Annotated in this window: 18 protein-coding genes; 9 read left to right on the top strand and 9 right to left on the bottom strand. The window is 59.5% G+C overall.

All coding sequences use genetic code 11. From position 1 onward, the window contains the following. Window positions 1-23: 23 nt before the first annotated feature. Both ACIN8IBEIGE_RS08210 and ACIN8IBEIGE_RS08205 read left to right on the top strand, forming a co-directional pair. On the top strand, window positions 24-1,091 hold the full coding sequence (locus tag ACIN8IBEIGE_RS08210; protein ID WP_160014211.1) for a phosphotransferase family protein: 1,068 nt from the start codon (window positions 24-26) through the stop codon (window positions 1,089-1,091). 37 nt (window positions 1,092-1,128) lie between these two features. Then, the gene (locus ACIN8IBEIGE_RS08205; protein WP_160014210.1) at window positions 1,129-1,896 is read left to right on the top strand and encodes an SDR family oxidoreductase; all 768 of its coding nucleotides are present in this window, start codon (window positions 1,129-1,131) and stop codon (window positions 1,894-1,896) included. A gap of 54 nt (window positions 1,897-1,950) precedes the next feature. On the opposite strand, the gene ACIN8IBEIGE_RS08200 is transcribed toward ACIN8IBEIGE_RS08205, so the two are convergent. After that, on the bottom strand, window positions 1,951-2,598 hold the full coding sequence (locus ACIN8IBEIGE_RS08200) for a hypothetical protein (protein ID WP_090255843.1): 648 nt from the start codon (window positions 2,596-2,598) through the stop codon (window positions 1,951-1,953). Between the two features lie 102 nt (window positions 2,599-2,700). Between ACIN8IBEIGE_RS08200 and ACIN8IBEIGE_RS08195 the strand changes: the two genes are divergently transcribed. Then, the gene (locus ACIN8IBEIGE_RS08195) at window positions 2,701-3,486 is read left to right on the top strand and encodes a TSUP family transporter (protein ID WP_160014209.1); all 786 of its coding nucleotides are present in this window, start codon (window positions 2,701-2,703) and stop codon (window positions 3,484-3,486) included. Here the strand turns inward: ACIN8IBEIGE_RS08195 and nudC are convergent. From nudC to ACIN8IBEIGE_RS08160, 7 genes are all read right to left on the bottom strand, one after another. Beyond that, on the bottom strand, window positions 3,454-4,281 hold the full coding sequence (gene nudC, locus ACIN8IBEIGE_RS08190; protein WP_160014208.1) for an NAD(+) diphosphatase: 828 nt from the start codon (window positions 4,279-4,281) through the stop codon (window positions 3,454-3,456). The two genes, ACIN8IBEIGE_RS08195 and nudC, sit on opposite strands and share 33 nt — an antisense overlap. Before the next feature lie 2 nt (window positions 4,282-4,283). Beyond that, on the bottom strand, window positions 4,284-5,963 hold the full coding sequence (locus tag ACIN8IBEIGE_RS08185) for a ferrous iron transporter B (protein ID WP_160014207.1): 1,680 nt from the start codon (window positions 5,961-5,963) through the stop codon (window positions 4,284-4,286). A 50-nt stretch (window positions 5,964-6,013) separates the two neighbouring features. Then, window positions 6,014-6,826 (bottom strand): crotonase/enoyl-CoA hydratase family protein, encoded by an 813-nt coding sequence (locus ACIN8IBEIGE_RS08180; protein ID WP_160014206.1) that lies wholly within the window; start codon window positions 6,824-6,826, stop codon window positions 6,014-6,016. A gap of 239 nt (window positions 6,827-7,065) precedes the next feature. Then, the gene (locus ACIN8IBEIGE_RS08175) at window positions 7,066-9,324 is read right to left on the bottom strand and encodes an Orn/Lys/Arg decarboxylase N-terminal domain-containing protein (protein WP_160014205.1); all 2,259 of its coding nucleotides are present in this window, start codon (window positions 9,322-9,324) and stop codon (window positions 7,066-7,068) included. A gap of 128 nt (window positions 9,325-9,452) precedes the next feature. Continuing rightward, the gene (gene dnaQ / locus ACIN8IBEIGE_RS08170) at window positions 9,453-10,196 is read right to left on the bottom strand and encodes a DNA polymerase III subunit epsilon (protein WP_160014204.1); all 744 of its coding nucleotides are present in this window, start codon (window positions 10,194-10,196) and stop codon (window positions 9,453-9,455) included. Beyond that, window positions 10,189-10,641: a ribonuclease HI gene (gene rnhA, locus ACIN8IBEIGE_RS08165; protein ID WP_090386696.1), complete on the bottom strand. Its 453-nt coding sequence runs from the start codon at window positions 10,639-10,641 to the stop codon at window positions 10,189-10,191. Before rnhA ends, dnaQ begins: the two co-directional genes overlap by 8 nt. Window positions 10,642-10,678: 37 nt before the next feature. Beyond that, complete coding sequence (locus tag ACIN8IBEIGE_RS08160) at window positions 10,679-11,440, bottom strand: class I SAM-dependent methyltransferase (protein WP_160014203.1); 762 nt, start codon at window positions 11,438-11,440, stop codon at window positions 10,679-10,681. Between the two features lie 74 nt (window positions 11,441-11,514). On the opposite strand from ACIN8IBEIGE_RS08160, the gene gloB reads away from it, so the two are divergent. After that, window positions 11,515-12,288, top strand: a complete 774-nt coding sequence (gene gloB / locus ACIN8IBEIGE_RS08155) for a hydroxyacylglutathione hydrolase (RefSeq protein WP_160014202.1) — start codon at window positions 11,515-11,517, stop codon at window positions 12,286-12,288. Window positions 12,289-12,386: 98 nt separating this feature from the next. Next, window positions 12,387-13,973 carry a lytic transglycosylase domain-containing protein gene (locus ACIN8IBEIGE_RS08150; RefSeq protein WP_160014201.1) on the top strand — a complete coding sequence of 529 codons (1,587 nt, stop codon included), beginning with the start codon at window positions 12,387-12,389 and terminating at the stop codon, window positions 13,971-13,973. On the opposite strand, the gene ACIN8IBEIGE_RS08145 is transcribed toward ACIN8IBEIGE_RS08150, so the two are convergent. Next, window positions 13,974-15,398, bottom strand: a complete 1,425-nt coding sequence (locus ACIN8IBEIGE_RS08145; protein ID WP_160014200.1) for an HDOD domain-containing protein — start codon at window positions 15,396-15,398, stop codon at window positions 13,974-13,976. A gap of 168 nt (window positions 15,399-15,566) precedes the next feature. On the opposite strand from ACIN8IBEIGE_RS08145, the gene ACIN8IBEIGE_RS08140 reads away from it, so the two are divergent. Genes ACIN8IBEIGE_RS08140 through ACIN8IBEIGE_RS08125 form a run of 4 tightly spaced genes read left to right on the top strand, consistent with a single transcriptional unit; the run spans window position 15,567 to window position 21,342 of the window. Beyond that, window positions 15,567-17,396, top strand: coding sequence for an extracellular solute-binding protein (locus tag ACIN8IBEIGE_RS08140; RefSeq protein ID WP_160016341.1), 1,830 nt, complete (start codon window positions 15,567-15,569; stop codon window positions 17,394-17,396). Beyond that, window positions 17,393-19,246 (top strand): extracellular solute-binding protein, encoded by a 1,854-nt coding sequence (locus tag ACIN8IBEIGE_RS08135; protein WP_160014199.1) that lies wholly within the window; start codon window positions 17,393-17,395, stop codon window positions 19,244-19,246. Before ACIN8IBEIGE_RS08140 ends, ACIN8IBEIGE_RS08135 begins: the two co-directional genes overlap by 4 nt. A 1-nt stretch (window position 19,247) precedes the next feature. Further along, window positions 19,248-20,321, top strand: a complete 1,074-nt coding sequence (locus tag ACIN8IBEIGE_RS08130) for a microcin C ABC transporter permease YejB (RefSeq protein ID WP_160014198.1) — start codon at window positions 19,248-19,250, stop codon at window positions 20,319-20,321. A 1-nt stretch (window position 20,322) separates the two neighbouring features. Next, window positions 20,323-21,342: an ABC transporter permease gene (locus tag ACIN8IBEIGE_RS08125; RefSeq protein ID WP_090255856.1), complete on the top strand. Its 1,020-nt coding sequence runs from the start codon at window positions 20,323-20,325 to the stop codon at window positions 21,340-21,342. The last annotated feature ends 1 nt before the right edge of the window (window position 21,343 follow it).

Raw genomic sequence — 21,343 nt, 5'->3', positions numbered from 1 at the left:
CATCATAAGCAGAAGGGATAAACATGGCGCTTACTGACCAGTCCACCCGTATCCGCGAAGGCGAAGAACTCGACGCCGCGGTCATCGACCAGTACCTCAAGGCGCATATCCCCGGTCTGACGGGCGAGCCACACATCAGCCAATTTCCGGGCGGCGCCTCGAACCTGACCTACCTGCTGGAATACCCGGACAAAGAATTCGTCCTGCGCCGCCCGCCCTTTGGCCACAAGGCCAAATCCGCCCACGACATGGGCCGTGAGTACCGCATCCTCAATCAGCTCAACGCCGGCTTCCCCTACTGCCCGAAAGCCTACGTGCACTGCACCGACGAATCGGTAATCGGTGCCGAGTTCTACGTGATGGAGCGGGTCAACGGCATCATCCTGCGTTCGGACATGCCGGCTGAACTGAACTTCAGCGCCGAGCAAACCCGCGAGCTGTGCAAAAGCTTTATCGACAAGATGGTCGAGCTGCACAACGTCGACTATCAGGCCTGCGGCCTGGGCGACCTGGGCAAGCCCGAAGGGTATGTGCAACGGCAGATCGGCGGCTGGAGTGATCGCTACGATAAGGCCCTGACCCCCGACGCCCCGTTGTGGGAACCGGTCAAAGCCTGGCTGCGCGACAAGATGCCAGCAGACCACCACAAGCCCGGCATCGTACACAACGATTACCGCTTCGATAACGTGATTCTCAACCCACAGAACCCAAGCCAGATCATTGGCGTGCTGGACTGGGAGTTGACCACCATCGGCGACCCGCTGATGGACCTGGGCAACACCCTCGCCTATTGGATCGAAGCCGGCGACTCGGCGCCGATCCAGATGATGCGCCGACAGCCGAGCAATGCACCAGGCATGCTCACCCGTCAGCAGTTTGCCGATTACTACGCCGAACGCTCGGGCATCGAAATCAAGAGCATCGACTTCTACTACACCTACGGCCTGTTCCGCCTGGCCGGCATCGTGCAGCAGATCTACTACCGCTACTTCCATGGCCAGACTCAGGACAAGCGCTTCGCGCAGTTCATTCACATGAACAAGCTGCTGGAGCAGATGAGCCTGCAGGTCATCAATAAATCGCAGCTGTAAACGGCCGAACAGGCCTCTCATAAGAAAGGAAAATCCCATGTCCAAAACCCATCTGTTCGACCTCGACGGCAAGATCGCTTTCGTCTCCGGCGCCAGCCGTGGCATCGGCGAGGCCATTGCCAAACTGCTGGCCCAGCAAGGCGCTCACGTAATCGTTTCGAGCCGCAAGATCGACGATTGCCAGAAAGTCGCTGACGCGATCATCGCCGACGGCGGCAAGGCCACTGCGATTGCCTGTCACATTGGCGAAATGGAGCAGATCAGCAGTGTCTTCGCGCAGATCAAAGAGCAATTCGGCCGTCTCGACGTACTGGTCAACAACGCCGCCACCAACCCGCAGTTCTGCAACGTGCTGGATACCGATCTGGGCGCGTTCCAGAAGACCGTCGATGTAAACATCCGTGGTTACTACTTCATGTCCATCGAAGGCGGCAAGCTGATGAAGGCCAACGGTGGTGGCAGCATCATCAACGTGGCCTCGATCAACGGCGTCTCGCCGGGAGAGTTCCAGGGCATCTACTCGGTGACCAAGGCTGCCGTGATCAGCATGACCAAGGTCTTCGCCAAGGAGTGCGCGCAGTTCGGCATTCGTTGCAACGCCCTGCTGCCAGGCCTGACCGACACCAAGTTCGCTTCGGCGCTGACCAAGAACGACGCCATTCTCAAAGTCGCCTTGCAGCGCATCCCGCTCAAGCGCGTGGCCGATCCGAGTGAAATGGCCGGCACCGTGCTGTACCTGGCCAGCGACGCCTCCAGCTACACCACGGGCGTGGCACTGAATGTGGACGGTGGCTTCCTCTCCTGAGATAGGCCATCCAATAAAAAAGGGACCCTCGGGTCCCTTTTTACTTCCTGGAATTTACTGCCAGTCTTTCAGCGCCTGCTTGGCCGCCGGATTCATCGGCTCGGCGAGCAAGCCTGCAGGTGTCAGGTTGATGCTGTACACCGCCTCATCGGCCAACGGCAGGTAAGTTACCCGGCGCGCCTGTGGGTCGAAGATAAACAGATCATGCTGGCCCAATCGCAGCCAGCGCCACAGATCAATGCCATACGGGCTGTGCGCCAGCTCGACACGGGTATGCTGGGCCAGGCTCTGCTGTTCGATGGAAAGAAAACGCCCCGAGAGTTTTTCCAGGCGATAACCTGGCTGCAAACCAATCAATTCGGCCAGGCCTTTCCACTGCAGGAAGCGCGCATCCAGCTGCCAGAGGTCGCCCTCCATGGTCAGCGTGCGTTCACGACCGCCCTCCAGCACGCTGACGCGATACAACGGGCCGTCAGCCTTGAAGCTCAATGTGGCCAGCGGTTTACCTTCAGGAATGGCTGCGTAGCTGCGCAAATCGTTGGCCAGCAGACCAATCAGCGCCGCCAGGGCGAGAAATGCTAGGCCGCAGGTACCACGCAACCAACCGAGAAACCAGTGCCGATTGAACAGGATGCGCGCCGCAACAAACGCCGCCAGTAACCCCAGCAATGCCGTTGCCCATGCCAGTCCGCCATATTGCATCGCCATGCATTCCTTATGCTTGAAATTGCCGGCATTATGCGCAGCTACCTAGCTGTAGAACAGCAAGAGAACACCACAATTAGACACAGGACGTGTTTTTCAATGGCTTTCCCGTTTGAACTCAGTGTTGACCTGACCACCCTGGCGATTCTCGCCCTGGTCGCGTTTATTGCCGGCTTTATCGATGCAATTGCCGGTGGCGGCGGCTTGCTGACCATCCCCGCGCTACTCACTGCCGGCTTGCCGCCGCACCTGGCCCTGGGCACCAATAAACTCAGCTCGACCTTTGGCTCTGCCGCCGCCAGTTACACCTTCTACCGGCGCAAACTGTTTGACCCCGGCCAATGGCGCAATGCATTGATCGGCACGGCCGTCGGCGCGCTGCTAGGCGCGGCCATGGCGCAATGGCTGCCCTCGGAGTGGTTGAATCAGCTGTTACCTGCCGTGGTGTTTGGCTGCGGACTGTACCTGCTGTTCGGCAAGACCCCGGATGCACCGCTGCTCGCCGAGGCACCAATTGCCAGAGGCCGACAGTGGCCGCAAAGCCTCAGCCTGGGTTTCTATGATGGGGTCGCGGGGCCCGGCACTGGCGCCTTCTGGACGGTCAGCAGTCTGCTGCTCTACCCGCTCGACCTGGTCAAGGCCAGCGGCGTGGCCCGCAGCATGAACTTCGTCAGCAATATCTGCGCCCTGACTGTATTTATAATCAGCGGGCAAGTGGCCTGGCTGCTAGGTGTCTGCATGGGGATGGCGCTGATGGTCGGCGCGTTTCTCGGGGCACGCACAGCGATCAAGGGCGGTTCGAAGTTTATCCGCCCGGTATTTATTCTGGTGGTACTGGCGTTGACCGCACGCCTAGCCTGGCAGCACTGGTTCGGCCTGGCCTAGACGGCGAGCCACATAGACGTCAATCAGATAACGGGCAATCGAACGCGAAGCCGGTAGTGGCGGCAGGTCATGCACACTGAACCACTGCGCATCCTCGATTTCATCGACCTGCATGACGATATCGCCACCGGCGTATTCGGCATGGAAGCCCAGCATCAGCGAATGCGGAAACGGCCAACCCTGGCTACCCAGGTACTGCAGGTTGCTGATCTCGACCCCAACCTCTTCACGAACTTCACGGGCCACGCAGTGCTCGACCGACTCCCCCGCTTCCACGAAGCCTGCCAGGGTGCTGTAGACCCCGGAAACAAAGCGCGGCGAGCGCGCCAGCAGAATCTCATCGCCGCGAGTAACCAGCACGATCATGCTTGGTGAAAGCCGTGGATAATGCTGCAGCTCACAGCGCACGCAGTGCATCGCGCGTTCGCCCGGCACATGTTGCATCGCTCCACCACAGCTGCCACAGAAACGATGCTGGCTGGCCCAGGTGCCAATCTGGGTGGCATAGCTGAGCAACTTGAAGGTATCGGCATCGCCCTGCAGCATAAATTGGCGCAGGCTTTGCCAGGCGCAGCCCGGCATGTCGAAAGGCTGGCCAAGCTCCAACAGATAGACCGCATCACCATCAAAATGGCCAAGGCCATGTTCGGCGATAATCGGCAAATCCTGTTTTTTCAGCCATTCGCGGGGAAACAGCACACCGTTGCTGTCCGCGAGAAAGTGCTGCTTGCAGTGCACGACCACCCAGCCACCGGATTGCTGATTATCGAGCAGACTGGGTTGCCAGCGTTGCATGCTCAAGCCTCCAGCGGCATGCCCAGGGCCCGCACGCTTTCTGCGGCGAGATCAAGCACGCTCGGCTGCGTTTCCGGCCGCATCACCGCACCGGCCTCGAGGTAGTACTCCAGGCTACTCAGCGCGTCGGCGAGGGTTTCCAGCATCTGCTCGGACGGCATCTGCGATGCGTCGAACATATGCTGCTGGATGTAATCGGCGCAGGCACCCACCAGCAGTGCAGCACGCTCCTGACCGAGGAACCACAATCCACCACGCACGGCTTGCAGACTGAATGGTACGTTGGAGAGGTGCATGCGCTCGCCACCCGACTCCAGGTACGCGGTAATTGCACGCTTGGCCAGAGCCAGACCGGCCTGAGCCTCATCGACCACGACGATGCGTGCTTCATTAAGCTGATGCAGGGCAAAGGACTCGGCCTCGTCACCCGGCTGCGCCTGCGCAGGCCGCGTTTCACGGCGCTCGCCGCGCTCCAGACTGGCAACCATGCCTTCAACGTACAGCACGGCATCGGCCAGCTTATGCAGCTCCTGAGGTGCTGGCGCGTGCTCCTCGCTCCAACTGGCAACGGTTTGCAGTTGGGCATTAAGGGAGTTGCCCGCCGAACTCAGGCCAACCATGCCGAGGGTCTTGCTCAGTTTGCCAAGCAAGGTATGCAGGCTATTGAGGCTGTCGCTTTGCAGGGTGCCGCGCTCAATCAGGTCGAGCATATCCTTGACGCTGTTGAGTTCTTCGCGAATCGCCGAGCTCAGCGAGCGCATGACCGCCTGACCCGGACCTGACAGGCGCTGGTATTCCTCTTCCAGCAAATGATCGGTAAAGGGCAGCGGCGTCAGGCCGAAGACTTCACTGAGAACTGCCGCTTGCGGCCCACGGGTATCCGCCAGGGCCACCAGATAGAGCAACTCCTTGAGCAGGCCCCGCGGCGCCTCGTACTGCCCATTGGCGAGCATCTGCTTGAGCTCGCGGTCAATCCGCGAGAACAGCTGCTTACGCGACTTACGCGCCAGCAGCTGACCATCGACCTGCGCCTCAACGGCGGCAGCACCGACCCAACACAGGCGACCACGTGGCTCATTGGCAAACAGGCTATCGAGCCGCGTCAGTGCACGGCCCATCAGCTTGAGACTGGCCTGCGGGTTCTGCTCGCGGATAAAACCCAGCAGCCCTACCTGATACATATGCCGCAGACGGCGCCCTTCACTTTCACGCGCGGCACCATCAACCGATGGCGGAGCGGTACGTGGGCGAGCATGGTCGAGGCGCACACTGAAAAAGAAACTTTCCGGCAAGGCAGGCTGACCACCGGCCTGACGCAGATCGTTGATTGCCGGCAGCAGGAGTTCCGGCATTTCCTGGCGATGGGCTTCAACGTTTTCCAGATAACGGCGCAGCACGTGCAATGCGTTACTCAGGGCGGAAAGCTGCACATCGCGCTCTTCACCGGCGCCGGCGGGAATATCGGTAGCCTGATCCAGCACTTCCTGGGCCAGCAACTCGGCGCCGGCCAGTTCGATCAGGTTCAGCGTGCCGCGCACCTGATGCAGGTTTTCCACGGCCTGTTGCAGCAGGCTGCCATTGTGGCGGTCGGCGATAAAGTGTTCGAGGCTCGACTCAGCCTCCTCCATGGTGGTGAACAGTTCATCGCGCACCAGATTAAGCGACGTGGCTCCAGAAACCATGAGCTATTGCGCCTCCCGCGTCGGTGATAAGAACAGATGGAAGGGCAACATCAGTCAGCGAACTCCGGTTTCTGCTTGCTCATATGAGCCGTCATGGCCACCCGTAGATCTGCCGATTGCAGCATGGCGGCATTCCAGGTGGCGATATATTCCAGGCCGTCATCGACCCGGTGATCACGCATGTAGCGAATCATTTCCTTGGTACCACGAATTGCCACCGGCGACTTACTGGCGATCTCGCGGGCGATGCCCATCACGCCATCAAGCAAGGCATCAACATCGGCATAGGTACGATTGACCAGGCCAATGCTGCATGCCTCTTCACCACCAATGGTGCGACCGGTAAAGGCCAACTCACGCATCATGCCGTCACCGATAATGCGCGGCAGACGCTGCAGGGTGCCAACGTCAGCGGCCATGCCGATATCGATTTCCTTGATCGAGAACTGCGCATCGGTCGTCGAATAACGCATGTCGCAGGCCGAGATCAGATCGATCGCACCGCCCAGGCAATAGCCTTGAACGGCTGCGAGCACTGGCTTGCGGCAATTGTCCACGGCATTGAACGAGGCTTGCAGTTCGAGAATCTTGCGCCGCAGTTTTTCGGCATTACGGCCAACATCCGGACCCAGCTGGCTACCCACCGAAGCCAGCATCATCAAGTCGATGCCTGAGGAGAAATGTTTTCCTGCACCGGAGATCACCACTGCGCGCACCTCATCGGTGTCATCGACCCAGCGGAAAATCTCGATGATTTCGCGCCAGAAGTCTGCGTTCATCGCGTTGACTTTTTCCGGGCGATTGATCACCACATGGGCGACCTTATCTGCCAACACGACATTAAAGGCTTTGTAGTCGGACACGGCAGTCATCCTCAGCTGGGGCGCAAGCGCACAATGAAAATCTTCTTATGCTAAAAATCGAGCAACTATAACAACCAACCGACAAATGTCGATGCTAGCCACTGTGACGCAGAACACGTCATCAAAGTTAAGCTCATTTTTTACTTATCGGCGATAAGCGCTTGATCTACTGAGGAAGACTGGCGGCAGCCAACGAATAACGCCGACGCCGCCAAGCAAAGCTGCAATCCAGAGCAGGATCAGACCTTGATGCAATCCACGGTGTAGACGCCTTCCTCACGTTGCAGGCCATGCACATCTGCATCGAAACCGGGGAAGCTGCGATCAAAGGTGCGGGCAAATGCCAGGTAATCGATGATCGAGCGGGTCTGCGCTGTAAAACGCTCACCCGGCATGATCAGTGGAATACCTGGCGGATAGGGCACCAGCATCACCGCAGCAATGCGGCCTTCCAACTGCTCAATCGGTACCGCCTCGACTTCACCACGCACCAACTGGTTATAGGCATCAGCCGGCTTGATCGCCACTTCCGGCAGCACCGTGTACATGCGTTTAAGCGCCTTGGCCGTAGCATTTTCACGGTAACAGGCATGCAGAGCATCGCACAGGTCGCGCAAGTCCATGCCCTGATAAAAAGTCTTACCGGCCTGGGCAATCGATGGCAACACATCACTTAATGGCAGGTTGGCGTCGTAGCTGCGTTTGAACTCCAGCAGTTCGGTCAGCAGCGTGCTCCACTTGCCCTTGGTAATGCCCATGGAGAACAGCACCAGGAAGGAATACAGCCCGGTCTTTTCCACCACTAGGCCGCGCTCCCAAAGAAACTTGCTGACCACCGCAGCCGGAATACCGCGCGCGTCCAGCTTACCGTCGGCAGTCAACCCTGGCGTCACCAGGGTCACCTTGATCGGATCGAGCAGCACGTAATCCTCGGCTACATCGCCAAAGCCGTGCCAGTCGGCTTGCGGTTGCAGCAGCCAGTCCTGGGTGACTACATCATCGGCGCCTTCGGCCTTGGCCGGCTGCCAGATGCTGAACCACCAGTCATCGCTACTGAGGTTCTGCCGCAGATTGGCCAGGGCACGGCGGAAGCTCAGCGCTTCATCGAAGGTTTCCTGAATCAGCGAGCGCCCGGCCGGGCCTTCCATCATCGCCGAAGCCACATCCAGCGAGGCGATAATGCCGTACTGCGGCGAGGTGGAGATGTGCATCATAAAAGCTTCGTTGAAGCGATCCCGATCCAGCTGACGCACACCGCCATCCTGCACATGGATCATCGAGGCCTGACTGAAAGCCGCCAGCAGTTTGTGCGTCGAGTGGGTGGTAAACACCAGCGGCGCATCTTCAGTGCGAGCAGTACCCATGCCATAACGCCCGGCATAAAACTCATGAAATGCCGCATAGGCGTACCAGGCTTCATCGAAATGCAGTACCTCAACGCTGTTGCCTAAGGTCTGTTTGATCAGCTCGGCGTTGTAGCACAGGCCGTCGTAGGTCGAGTTGGTCACCACCACCAGCTTGACCATCGCCCCGCTGCTGCTCGGCACACGCCCTCTGGCCAGCGGGCTGGCATCGATCTTGGCCTGAATCGATTCACGGCTGAATTCGCTCAGCGGAATCGGCCCGATAATCCCTAGCTCGTTGCGTTCCGGGCACAAGTAGAGCGGGATCGCGCCAGTCATGATGATCGAATGCAGGATCGACTTGTGGCAGTTGCGATCCACCAGCACCAGATCATCGCGGCCGACCATGGAATGCCAGACAATCTTGTTCGCCGTTGAGGTGCCGTTGATCACAAAATAGGTGTGATCCGCGCCGAAATTGCGCGCCGCGCGTGCCTCAGCCTCGGCCAAGGGGCCGGTGTGATCAAGCAGCGAGCCCAGTTCGGGCACCGATACCGAAAGATCCGAACGTAAGGTGTTCTCGCCAAAGAACTGGTGAAACGCCTGCCCCACTGGGCTTTTGCGATAGGCCACGCCGCCGCCATGGCCGGGCGTGTGCCAGGAATAGTTGGATTGTGCGGTGTGCTGCACCAGTGCCTTGAAAAATGGCGGCAGCAGGCAATCCAGGTAATTGCGTGCGGCGCGGGCCACCTGGCGCGCGAGGAACGGCACGGTGTCTTCGAACAGATAGAGAATGCCGCGCAACTGGTTGAGATCGACCATGGCTTCGGCCGGCGCGTTCTCGATGGTCACCTGCTCGCCCAGGGCGAAAATCGGCAACTGTGGCGCACGACGGCGAGCGATGCGGATCAGCTCGACCATGTCCTGAAGCAGGTTTTGGTTTTCACCCGCACCTTCGGCGGCGACCAGAATGCAGGCCAAGCCGTGGTGCGTGGAGGCCACGATGCGCCCCTCAGCGGAGCTGGCGGTGGAAAGAATGCTGAAGCCGTCCTGCTCCAGTTCTTGGGCGATGGCGCGTACCCGGTCACCGGCCACGGTATCGGCCTTGATGTCACGGTGCACGATCAGGACGGGGAACTTTAGGTCTTTATACATTGTGGCGTCCCTGAGAGTGACAGGCTGAACCTGCCTATCGCCTCAGGGTAGAGGCTGGCTCCGCCAGGCGGAACCCCCTTTGCGTGACGCTGTACGAAAAGGTCGCGAGTGGATAACTCGCGACGCTATCAAACCTCAGCTTTGGGCTGTTCCATCTGCACCCAGAGCGGCGGCGCGCCTGCGGATTTTTCGATAATCGCCAGACGCGCGGCATGCTCGGCAAGCTCAGCAGCACTGGCCTGGATCACCCGTGTACGCACGCGCTCGGCGGGTAGACGGCGGATCGCACTGGGCTGCTGACGGCCATTACCGTCGCCTTCCGAGCCATCGCCAGCCAGGGACAGATTGGTCTGCCCGCCGGTCATGGTTAGGTAGACGTCGGCAAGAATCTCGGCGTCGAGCAAGGCGCCGTGCAGATCACGGCCAGAGTTGTCGACGCCATAGCGTTTGCACAGGGCATCGAGGTTATTGCGCTGCCCTGGGTGGCGCTCGCGGGCCATCATCAGGGTATCGAGGATCGAGCAGTGCTCGCTGATATCAGCGCGGTCGTCCTGCTTGATCAGAGCGAACTCGTTGTTGATAAAGCCAACGTCGAACGCCGCGTTGTGGATGATCAGCTGCGCGCCCTTGATGAATTCGAAGAACTCATCGGCGACTTCCTTGAAGCGCGGCTTGTCTTTGACAAAGTCGTTGGTGATGCCGTGCACCGCAATCGCGCCTTCGTCAATCTCGCGATCAGGCTGCAGATAAACGTGAAAATGCCGCCCGGTCAGGCGCCGGCCGATCAGTTCGACACAACCGATTTCGATAATCCGATGGCCATCAGCCACCGGCATACCCGTGGTTTCTGTATCGAGCACCACACTACGCATGCTTCAACCCTCTTACTTCATCCACACCGCGATTGGCCAATTGGTCGGCACGCTCATTACCCGGATGGCCGGTATGGCCGCGCACCCATTGCCACGTCACCTGGTGGCGATTGACCTGTTCGTCCAGCGCCTGCCATAGATCGGCGTTCTTCACTGGTTCTTTGGCGGCGGTTTTCCAGCCGCGTTTCTTCCAATTCGGCATCCACTCCTGGATACCCTTCATCACATACTGCGAGTCGGTAATCAGGCGCACCGAACAGGGCCGAGTCAGCGCAATCAAGGCACAAATCGCCGCCATCAGCTCCATGCGGTTATTGGTGGTGTTGGGCTCACCGCCCCACAGCTCCTTCTCCACACCTTTGCAAACCAACAACGCGCCCCAGCCACCAATGCCAGGATTGCCCTTGCAGGCGCCGTCGGTATAGATCTCGACCTGTTCACTCATGTATCTGCAATCTCTCGCTCAATTATTCCGGCCGATGCTATTTCTGAGGTGTTTCGCGGCGACTGACTTTGGCCACCGGCATCGGCAGCAGCTTGCCCACCGGTTGCCGATTGGGCTGGCGCAATGGCCGCAGCCCCACGACCAGCTTGCGGGCCACCAGCACGTAAAAACCGCCGCCGGGAGGCTGCCAGGCCACGCCCAGTCGCTCCAGCCCAGCCAGCCGCGCCTGCCAGGCCGGCGCAGAAAGCGGCGGACGATAGCACCCGAAGCGGCGTTTCTCCAGCGCGAAGCCCAGCAGGTGCAGCCAGTCACTGACCCGATTGGGCGCAATGCAACGGGCCTGACGCAGTGCGTCGCGGGTAAATAGGCGGCGCACGCCCCAGCTACTCATCGGGTTGATTCCGACGATCAGCAGATGCCCTCCCGGCCGCACGCTGCGCGCCGCCTCACGGAGCAAACCGTGGGGCGACAGACTGAAATCCAAGCCGTGCTGCAACACCACCACATCGGCGGCATGCTCGGTGAGCGGCCAGGATTGCTCCTCACAAACAATCTCCACACCCTTGAACGGCGCGCCCAGGCGCACACTGCGCTGAATCTGCTGAGCGTCCGGCGGCATGTCGGCGGCTGGGCCGTAATGCACCAGGTAGCCACCAAAGAAGCGCGCCAGCTCTTCTTCGAGCAATTGCCGCTCCTGCTCCAACAGCAACTGCCCGAGCGGGCCTCTCAGCCAGGTGCGCGCTGCGGCGATCAGATCGAGCCATTCACTGTCTGCGTGGGCAAAAGGGTGATCGGACATAAGAAATACCTGCGTAGCCAGCACCGCCATTGCACCCTAAGATGCACCTTTGTGCCCTGCTTAGCGACCAACTGATGATAAAAATCGACGCCTTGCCTGCATTCTCCGACAACTATATATGGCTGCTCCAAGACCTGAAGCAGCGTCGCTGCGCGGTTGTTGACCCCGGTGACGCCGCGCCGGTCGAGGCCTGGCTGGCGGCCAACCCCGGCTGGCAGCTGAGCGACATTCTGATCACCCACCATCATTTCGATCACGTCGGTGGTATTGAACGACTGAAGACGGCAACCGGTGCTCGGGTATTGGGTCCGGCCAACGAAAAGATCCCAGGGCGCGACCTGGCGCTGCGCGACGGCGATCAGGCTGAAGTGCTGGGCCAGCGATTCGACATATATGAAGTACCGGGGCACACGCTCGGACATATCGCCTATATCCAGCCCGAGCAGTACTGGCTGTTCTGTGGCGACACGCTGTTTGCTGGTGGCTGTGGTCGCCTGTTCGAAGGTAACCCTGAACAGATGCACCATTCGCTCAGCCGCCTGGCTGCCCTCCCCGAACAGACTCAGGTGTTCTGTACCCATGAATACACCCTGAGCAACTTGCGCTTTGCCGCGGCTGTTGAGCCCGATAATCCGCAAATCCAGCAACGTCTGGCACAGGTCAGCCAATGGCGCGAAGCCGGACAAATCAGCCTGCCGTCATCAATTGGCCTGGAGCGTGCCACCAATCCTTTTTTACGCAGCGCACAACCGTCGGTCGGCGCCCGTATTAGCGAGCGTGAAGGGGCTGCAAGCCGCTCACCAGTGCAGGTTTTCGCTGCCTTACGTGCCTGGAAGGACCATTTCTAAACCTCGACAACCACACAAAAGACTGGTTAAAACTTGACCAACGCCATGCTGCTTCCTAGAATCGCCCGACCTTTTCGCCGGGAAGTACATCGCCGCCAATGCCTTTATCACCACGCAAGACCTTGAATTTAAAGGCATTGACACAAAGCGCTCGGACGTTTGTGGTGATCATGTGCATAACCCTGGCCGGTTGCCAGACCAGCAACCAATACCGCCCAGACAGTGACCGCGATACCGATCGCGCGGTCGGTCTCGAGCAAGAGCCGGAATGGCTCAGCAGCGGCGTGGCACCAGCCCCCGAAGAACCCAAGGACATCTGGGAACGGGTGCGCAACGGCTACCAGCTGCAAGACACCATCACCCTCAACCCGCGTATCGAGCAACAACGTCTGTGGTTCGTCAGCAACCCTACGTTTATCGAAAAAGCCGGCGAGCGCAGCAGCCCTTATATCCACTTCATCGTTGAGCGCCTGGAGCAGCGCAATATGCCGATGGAGCTGGCACTGCTGCCGATGATCGAAAGCTCGTACAACCCGCTGGCTTACTCCCATGCCAATGCAGTTGGGCTGTGGCAGTTCATCCCGTCCACCGGCCGAAACTTCAACCTACGCCAAACCAACTGGTATGACGGTCGCCGCGATGTGATGGCCTCAACCGATGCGGCAATCAGCTACCTGACTCGCCTCAAGGAAATGTTCAACGGCGACTGGCTGCTGGCCCTGGCCGCTTACAACGCTGGCGAAGGCCGCGTCAGCCGGGCGATTGAGCGCAACCAGAAGCTCGGCCTGCCGACGGACTACTGGAACCTCTCGCTGCCGGTGGAAACCCAGAATTACGTACCCAAGCTGCTGGCCCTTTCGCAAGTGGTGATGACGCCGCAAGCCTATGGTGTCAGCCTCGCTCCGATTGCCAACGAACCGTATTTCGAGAAGGTTGTGTTCACCCAGCGCATGGATCTCGCGCGCGTCGCCGCCATGGCCGACCTGGATGAAGACGAGCTGTACCTGCTCAACCCCGCATTCAAGAAAGGCATAACCCTCGACGGCCCGAAGCATCTGCTGGTACCAACCGACAAGGCCGAGCTGCTGACCGCCAACCTGTCATTGATGAAACCTCAGGAATTGGTGGACTGGCAGCAGTACCGGGTGCGCTCAGGCGACAGCCTGCACAGCATCGCCAACCGTCATCAGCTGACCGTGAACACCCTGAAGGACATCAACAAGCTCTCCAGCAACAACCTGCGTATTGGCCAGGTGTTGAGCATTCCCGCACAACCCGGTGTAGCGGCACGCGAACCGGTATTCCAGCGCAGCGTTGCACACAGCCCCCCGAGCCTGACTTATCGGGTAAAAAGCGGCGACAACCTCTGGCAGATCGCCAAGAACCACAAGGTTGCGGTCAAGGATGTGCAGCGCTGGAACAAGCTGTCCGGCAACAGCTTGCGGGTCGGTCAGGTGCTCACCTTGCAAGCCGGCAGACCCAGCAGCGGTGCAAGCGGCAGCAGCGGCAGCAGCGGCAGTGCGCCACGCCAGAGTGCGACCTATTACAAGGTGCGCCAGGGTGACTCGCTGTACCTGATCGCCAAGCGCTTCAAGGTGCCGATGAAGAGCCTACAGAACTGGAACCCCAAAGCCGGTAAGGCGCTCAAGCCAGGGCAGACCCTGACTTTGTACAGCGTCAACTGATCAGGCCTTCTTGCTCATCGCTTCCAGACAGCGCCCGGTCAACTGGGTAAAGCGCTGAAAGGCAACAAACTGCTCATGTTTCAACGCCCGCCCCGATACCCGACTGTCGGCATACAGCAGGCCGATTTCCCGAGTACCGGCCAATAGCGGTGCGATAAAGAACATGCCCTGCCCCAGGCGCTGACGAATGGGCTGAGTGACCAGCTCATTAAGGTTGTAACTGGCCGGCACGCCCATCCAGAGCGCTTCTTTATTACGCAGTGCATAACTGAAAATATGCGGCTGCTCTTGCTGCGCCACGGGCAGAACGAAGTCATGGCTCCAGCCCTCAGTGCCCTCGCCAATCACCCGCTTGGCGCGGAAACAGCTCTGCCCGTCCGCCAGCACCACCAGCATGATGCGCTCCAGCCCCGCACCCTGATGCAACCCCTTGAACAAGGTGTCGAGTACCAGGCCGAGATCGCCACGACGCGAAACCATCAGGCCGAGGTCCTGCAAGGCCTGCTGCAAAACCAGCAGATTGGGCTGCAACAGACGCGCCTTGCGCTGTTCCTGCTGTAAACGAATCTGTTCCGGGTCGGTATTGGGGATCAGCTTGCACAGCTGGCTGGCGCCGAAGGTCGCTGCCATCTTCACGGTTTCCTCGGCGCTGGCCAGCACTTGCTGCATGGCTTCCTGCGGGGTCACCCCGATAAAACTGGCCAACTGCCCTACCAGCGCCTCCATTACTGGAGTATCCCAGCCATCCAGCGCCGCCTGACTGATCTTTGCCCCCAGGGTCACAGCCTTGACGGCCGGATAATTCTGGCTGGTTGACTGATGCGCGAGGCTGACGGTGTCGCCCAGGTTCCAGCTTTTCACCAGCGCCAAACTCAGCTGGCGGAAACTGGTGCCCAGCAGCTGCATCACTACCTCATCTTCATCGACACCCGGCTGAGCCAGAGCACTGGCCAGATCATCCGCCGCATCCCCGGCACAACCCCAGAACGCCAACTCACCGACGTTATGCAGCAAGGCGGCGATAAACACTTCCTCATCATTTTTCGTCAGCACATAGCCGGCGATATTGCGCGCCTGCACGGCGGCATGAAACGAGCGTGCCAATAGTTCGGCAAGCTGATCGCGTGAGCTGCGCGCCAACAGGCCATCAATCAGACTGACCGACAGACCGATCTGCCGCACATTATCGAAACCGATCAGCACGATGGCCCGAGAAATGGTGCGGATAGGCTCTTGGGACGGGTTGTAATACACACTATTGCCGATACGCAGCACCTTGGTGGTTAAGGCCGCATCACGTAGCAGCACGTCTGCCAGTTGCTGCACAGACGATTTGTCACCCAGGGTCAAACGGTGCAGATCCTGCACCACTGAGGCCAGGGCGGGTAGTTCGGCTTGGTTGAAGCGATCGATCCATGACTGCAAACCATGGCAAGCTGTTACCAAAGTGACACCCTCATATTTTCGTGATTTCAGTGTAGTCAAAGTGCCGCTATCGGCTGCTGTCGAGCCTACCCTTTTTCCAGCCCATACAAGCTGTTAATGTGCCTGACCAGCAGCCCACAAGACGCCACGGATCGGATATTTCACTTGATACGTCCCCTCCTCTCGTTACTTCTCTGCATGGCCATCAGTTCATCTGCTTGGGCCACACTGTATAAAAGCCACGGTTACGCCCAGTTTGGCGAGTTGAAGTATCCCGCGAGTTTCACCCATTTTGCCTGGGTCAACCCGGAAGCCCCCAAGGGCGGCACGCTGCGGATGATGGCCAACGGCACCTTCGACACCCTCAACCCATACACCCTCAAGGGCAGCAGCCCGATCAGCACCGCCAACTTCCTGCAGTACGGCGTTAACGAGCTCAACGCACCGCTGATGGTCGGCACCGGCGCCTATGACCCTTCCGGTGACGAACCCGCCTCCAGCTATGGCTTGATCGCCGAATCGGTGGAATACAGCGATGACCGCAGCTGGGTGGTATTCAACCTGCGCCCCGAAGCACGCTTCCACGACGGCAAGCCGATCACCGCCTATGACGTCGCCTTCTCCTACCGTCTGCTGCTCAAAGAAGGCCACCCGCAATACCGCACCAATCTTCAAGAAGTAAAACGGGTCGATATTCTCAATCGTCACAGCATCCGTTTTGTGCTCAAGCGTGCCGGCAACTCCCTGCTGATCCTGCGCCTGGGCGAATTGCCGGTGCTGCCACAGCATTACTGGAAAGACCGCGACTTCAAGGCCACCACCTATGAGCCGCCACTGGGCAGCGGGCCCTACCGCATTACTCAGGTCAGCCCTGGACGCAGCCTGAGGTTCGAGCGAGTCAAGGACTGGTGGGGCACGAAACTGCCGGTCAACCGCGGCAAATACAATTTCGACCGGGTCGACGTGGAGTTCTACCGCGACAGCCATGTGGCTTTCGAAGCGTTCAAGGCCGGCGAATTCGACATTTATATCGAACAGCAGGCGAAGAACTGGGCCAATGGCTATCGCTTCCCGGCATTGAGCCGTGGCGAAGTGGTCCGCGCCGAGATCCCCCACCAGATCCCGACCCAGACCCAGGCACTGTTTATGAACACTCGCCGCGCGGTGTTTGCCGACCGCCAGGTGCGTGAAGCGCTTGGCCTGATGTTCGACTTCGAGTGGGCAAACCGCGCACTGTTCAACAGCTCCTACACTCGCGCTAAAAGCTACTACCCCAACAGCGAGTTTTCAGCGCGAGGCAAACCGGAAGGTGCCGAATGGCTGTTGCTTTCGCCCTACCGCAAGCAGTTGCAAGCACGCCTGTTCAGTGAGCCGTTCAGCATGCCGCAGACCGACGGCCGCGGCATCCCGCGGGAAACCTTGCGCCGCGCCCTCGGTCTATTGGCCGAAGCCGGCTGGAAGCCCTCCGGCCAACGCCTGCTCAACAGCGAGGGGCAGCCGCTGCGCTTTGAAATATTGCTGGTCAACCCGAACCTTGAACGCATTCTCCAACCCTTTACCGAGAACCTTGCCAGCATTGGCATCCAGGCCAACCTGCGCACCGTCGACCGCGCCCAATACAAGCAGCGCCTCGACCAGTACGACTTCGACATGATTCTGCTCACCCTGCCGCAAACCCTCAGCCCCGGCCTGGAACAGTCGCTGTATTTCCATTCCTCCCAGGCCAAGATCAAAGGCGGCAGGAACTACGCCGGGGTCACCCACCCGGTGGTCGACGCACTTATTGAAAAACTGCTCTCGGCACAGAGCCGCGACGAGCAAGTCGCCGCCACCCGCGCCCTTGACCGGGTACTGTTGTGGCAGCACTACAGCATTCCGAACTGGTATATCGATTACCACCGCCTGGCTTACCGCAACCGATTTGCCTTCGTCACCACGCCGCCCTACACCCTGGGCCTGCGCACCTGGTGGCTGAAATCCATGGAGAACGCTGAATGACCCATGCATTGCGCGCCCTGTTTATCCACGCCAGCAGCATTGCTCTGCTTGGTATTGCCAGCCTGGCCCTGGCCAGCCCCAAGCACGCTCAAACCTTGTATGACGAACCGCCCAAGTACCCGGCTGACTTCAAGCACTTCGAGTACGTCAATCCGGATGCGCCCAAAGGCGGCACGCTGCGCCAAGCCGGTTTTGGTGGCTTCGATAGCCTCAACCCCTTCATTTCCAAGGGCGTATCTGAAGAAAATATAGGCATCATCTACGACAGCCTGACGCGCCCCAGCCTGGATGAACCCTTCACCGTTTACGGCCTGCTCGCGGAAAAAATCGAAAAAGCGCCGGACAATGCATGGGTTCGGTTTTACCTGCGCCCCGAAGCGCGCTTCCATGATGGCCAGCCGGTCACCGCAGAGGACGTCAAGTTCAGCTTCGATACCCTGATGAGCAAAGGAGCGCCGATGTACCGTGGTTACTACGCCGATGTCGACAAGGTTGAGGTCGAAAGCCCGCAACGCGTGCGTTTTGTCTTCAAGCATGCCGGTAACCGTGAACTGCCGCTGATCGTAGGCCAACTGCCAGTGCTGCCAAAACACTGGTGGGCCAAACGCGACTTCAGCAAAAGCAATCTCGATATCCCCGTCGGCAGCGGCCCTTACAAGGTGGCTGATGTTCAAGCGGGGCGTTCAATCCGTTATGAGCGGGTCAAGGAGTGGTGGGGCCAGAACCTGCCGGTCAACCGTGGGTTCTATAATTTCGACACCCTGCAGTTTGACTACTACCGCGACAATACCGTCGCCCTGGAAGCACTCAAAGCCGGACAGTTTGATTACTGGCTGGAAACCAGCGCAAAGAACTGGGCCACCGCCTATAACACCGCCGCAGTGGCCAATGGGCAGCTGATCAAGGAAGAGATCGCCAATCGCAACCCCACAGGCATGCAGGGCTTTATCTTCAACACCCGACGTCCGTTGTTCAGTGACCGCCGTGTACGAGAAGCCCTAGGTCTGCTGTTTGATTACGAGTGGACCAATCGGCAGCTGTTCAACGGCGCCTACACGCGCACCCGCAGCTACTTCGACAATTCCGAACTGGCCTCGGCCGGCCTACCCTCCGCGGATGAGTTGAAGCTGCTGGAGCCATTGCGTGCACAGATTCCGCCTCAGGTATTTACCGACGAATATCAGCCCTCGGTTACCGATGGCAGCGGCATCATTCGTGAGCAGCAGCGCCGCGCCTATCAATTGCTGCAGGAAGCCGGCTGGCGCGTCGATGGCGACAGGATGCTCGACAGCACAGGCAAACCGGTCACCATCGAATTCCTGCTGGCGCAAGCCGAATTCGAGCGCGTTCTACTACCGTTTAAACGCAATCTGGCCGACCTGGGCATTGAACTGGTGATCCGCCGCGTCGATGTATCCCAGTACGTCAATCGGGAGCGCTCGCGTGACTATGATCTGATTGTAAGAGGCTTTGGTCAGTCCAACTCCCCAGGTAACGAGCAGCGCGAATACTGGCACTCCAGCAGCGCCGACAATCCCGGCAGCCGCAACTTTATCGGCCTGAAAGACCCGGCCGTGGACAGCCTGGTCGAGGGCCTGATCAATGCCGACTCGCGCCAGAGCCTGATCACCCATACGCGCGCCCTCGACCGCGTACTACTGTGGGGCCATTACGTGGTGCCCAACTGGCATATCAAGACCTGGCGCGTGGCCTACTGGAACCGCTTCGAGCACCCCAAAGTCAGTCCGCAATACGACATAGGCCTCTACACCTGGTGGGCCCGGGCGAAATCCCCTGAAGCGGCGGCCGACGAAGCTGCCACACAGAACACTGCCGACGTGGAGCAATAACATGCTGGCGTATATCGTTCGTCGGCTGCTGCTGATCATTCCCACGTTGTTCGGCATTCTGCTGATCAACTTCATCATCATCCAGGCCGCCCCCGGTGGCCCGGTCGAGCAGATGATCGCCAAACTGGAAGGTTTTGACGGTGCCACCAGCCGGATTGCCGGCGGCGGCGCCGAAGTCTCGGTGGCGGGTTCCAACTACCGTGGCGCCCAGGGGCTGGACCCGGAGCTGGTGGCGGAAATCGAACGCATGTACGGCTTCGATAAATCCGCCCCGGAACGCTTCTGGCTGATGCTCAGGAGCTACGCGCAACTGGACTTCGGCTCGAGCTTCTTTCGCGATGCCGAGGTTATCGACCTGATCATCGAGAAGATGCCGGTGTCGATCTCCCTGGGGCTTTGGAGCACGCTGATCATGTACCTGGTGTCGATCCCGCTAGGCATCGCCAAGGCCACCCGCCACGGCAGCGCCTTCGACGTCTGGACCAGCTCAATGATCATCGTCGGTTATGCCATCCCCGCCTTCCTCTTCGCCATTCTGCTGATCGTGCTGTTTGCCGGCGGCAGCTACTGGGACTGGTTCCCGCTGCGCGGGCTGACGTCGAACAATTTCGATGAGCTGAGCTTTACCGGCAAGCTACTCGACTACTTCTGGCACCTGGCGCTGCCCGTCACCGCCCTGGTGATCGGCAACTTCGCCACCCTGACGCTGCTAACCAAGAACAGCTTTCTCGATGAGATCAACAAACAATACGTGGTCACTGCCCGCGCCAAGGGCTTGAGCAACAACCGCGTGCTCTATGGCCATGTGTTCCGAAACGCCATGCTGATCATCATCGCCGGCTTTCCGGCGGCCTTTATCGGCATCTTCTTTACCGGCTCCTTGCTGATCGAGGTGATCTTCTCCCTCGACGGCCTTGGCCTGATGAGTTTTGAGGCCGCCATAAACCGCGATTACCCGGTGGTGTTCGGCACCCTGTTTATCTTCACGTTGCTGGGCCTGGTGGTGAAATTGATCGGCGACATTACCTACACCTTGGTCGATCCGCGTATCGACTTCGAAAGCCGGGAGGGTTGAGATGAAACTGTCGCCAATCAATCAACGCCGCTTCCAGCTGTTCAAGGCGCACAAACGCGGCTGGTGGTCGCTGTGGGTGTTCCTCGCACTGTTTTTCGTCACCCTCGGCGCCGAACTGATCGCCAACGACAAACCATTGGTGGTGGGCTACGACAACGAGCTGTATTTCCCGGTATTCAAACGCTACCCGGAAACCACCTTCGGCGGCGAATTCCCGCTGCAGGCCAACTACAAAAGCCCCTACATCCAAGAGCTGATCAAGGAAAAGGACGGCTGGATGATCTGGCCGCCGATCCGCTACAGCTACTCCAGCATCAATTACGACCTGCAAGTGCCCGCCCCCGCGCCACCCTCGGCGGAAAACCTGCTGGGCACTGATGACCAAGGCCGCGATGTACTGGCGCGGGTGATTTATGGCTTCCGCATCTCGGTGCTGTTTGCCCTGATCCTGACTCTGGCCAGTTCGGTGATAGGCGTATTTGCCGGCGCCCTGCAAGGCTTCTATGGCGGCTGGGTCGACCTGGCTGGGCAGCGCTTTCTGGAGATCTGGTCCGGGCTGCCAGTGCTCTACCTGCTGATCATCCTCGCCAGCTTCGTGCAACCGAACTTCTGGTGGCTGCTGGGCATCATGCTGCTGTTTTCCTGGATGAGCCTGGTGGATGTGGTGCGTGCCGAGTTCCTGCGTGGGCGCAACCTGGAATACGTGCGCGCAGCCCGTGCGCTGGGCATGCAGAACGGCTCGATCATGTTCCGCCATATCCTGCCCAACGCGATGATTTCCACCATGACCTTTATGCCGTTTATCCTCACCGGCGCGATCGGCACCCTCACCGCGCTGGATTTCCTCGGTTTCGGCCTGCCGCCTGGCGCGCCGTCACTCGGCGAACTGGTGGCCCAGGGCAAATCCAACCTGCAGGCGCCCTGGCTCGGTATCAGCGCCTTTGCCGTGCTCGCCCTGATGCTCAGCCTGCTGGTGTTTATCGGCGAAGCGGCACGCGATGCCTTCGATCCGAGGAAATGAC

The sequence above is a fragment of the Pseudomonas sp. 8BK genome (assembly GCF_902506475.1).
Taxonomy (GTDB): domain Bacteria; phylum Pseudomonadota; class Gammaproteobacteria; order Pseudomonadales; family Pseudomonadaceae; genus Aquipseudomonas; species Aquipseudomonas anguilliseptica.
Note: the sequence above shows the minus strand (reverse complement) of the source record. Positions and strands in the feature narration are given on the sequence as shown.

Excerpts from the sequence above, each read along its gene's own strand:
- ACIN8IBEIGE_RS08150 (WP_160014201.1), top strand. The coding sequence starts at position 12,387 with ATGCCTTTATCACCACGCAAGACCTTGAATTTAAAGGCATTGACACAA.
- ACIN8IBEIGE_RS08200 (WP_090255843.1), bottom strand. The coding sequence starts at position 2,598 with ATGCAATATGGCGGACTGGCATGGGCAACGGCATTGCTGGGGTTACTG.
- ACIN8IBEIGE_RS08185 (WP_160014207.1), bottom strand. The coding sequence starts at position 5,963 with ATGGTTTCTGGAGCCACGTCGCTTAATCTGGTGCGCGATGAACTGTTC.
- ACIN8IBEIGE_RS08205 (WP_160014210.1), top strand. The coding sequence starts at position 1,129 with ATGTCCAAAACCCATCTGTTCGACCTCGACGGCAAGATCGCTTTCGTC.
- dnaQ (WP_160014204.1), bottom strand. The coding sequence starts at position 10,196 with ATGCGTAGTGTGGTGCTCGATACAGAAACCACGGGTATGCCGGTGGCT.
- nudC (WP_160014208.1), bottom strand. The coding sequence starts at position 4,281 with ATGCAACGCTGGCAACCCAGTCTGCTCGATAATCAGCAATCCGGTGGC.
- ACIN8IBEIGE_RS08135 (WP_160014199.1), top strand. The coding sequence starts at position 17,393 with ATGACCCATGCATTGCGCGCCCTGTTTATCCACGCCAGCAGCATTGCT.
- ACIN8IBEIGE_RS08130 (WP_160014198.1), top strand. The coding sequence starts at position 19,248 with ATGCTGGCGTATATCGTTCGTCGGCTGCTGCTGATCATTCCCACGTTG.
- rnhA (WP_090386696.1), bottom strand. The coding sequence starts at position 10,641 with ATGAGTGAACAGGTCGAGATCTATACCGACGGCGCCTGCAAGGGCAAT.
- gloB (WP_160014202.1), top strand. The coding sequence starts at position 11,515 with ATGATAAAAATCGACGCCTTGCCTGCATTCTCCGACAACTATATATGG.
- ACIN8IBEIGE_RS08160 (WP_160014203.1), bottom strand. The coding sequence starts at position 11,440 with ATGTCCGATCACCCTTTTGCCCACGCAGACAGTGAATGGCTCGATCTG.
- ACIN8IBEIGE_RS08210 (WP_160014211.1), top strand. The coding sequence starts at position 24 with ATGGCGCTTACTGACCAGTCCACCCGTATCCGCGAAGGCGAAGAACTC.
- ACIN8IBEIGE_RS08195 (WP_160014209.1), top strand. The coding sequence starts at position 2,701 with ATGGCTTTCCCGTTTGAACTCAGTGTTGACCTGACCACCCTGGCGATT.
- ACIN8IBEIGE_RS08125 (WP_090255856.1), top strand. The coding sequence starts at position 20,323 with ATGAAACTGTCGCCAATCAATCAACGCCGCTTCCAGCTGTTCAAGGCG.
- ACIN8IBEIGE_RS08175 (WP_160014205.1), bottom strand. The coding sequence starts at position 9,324 with ATGTATAAAGACCTAAAGTTCCCCGTCCTGATCGTGCACCGTGACATC.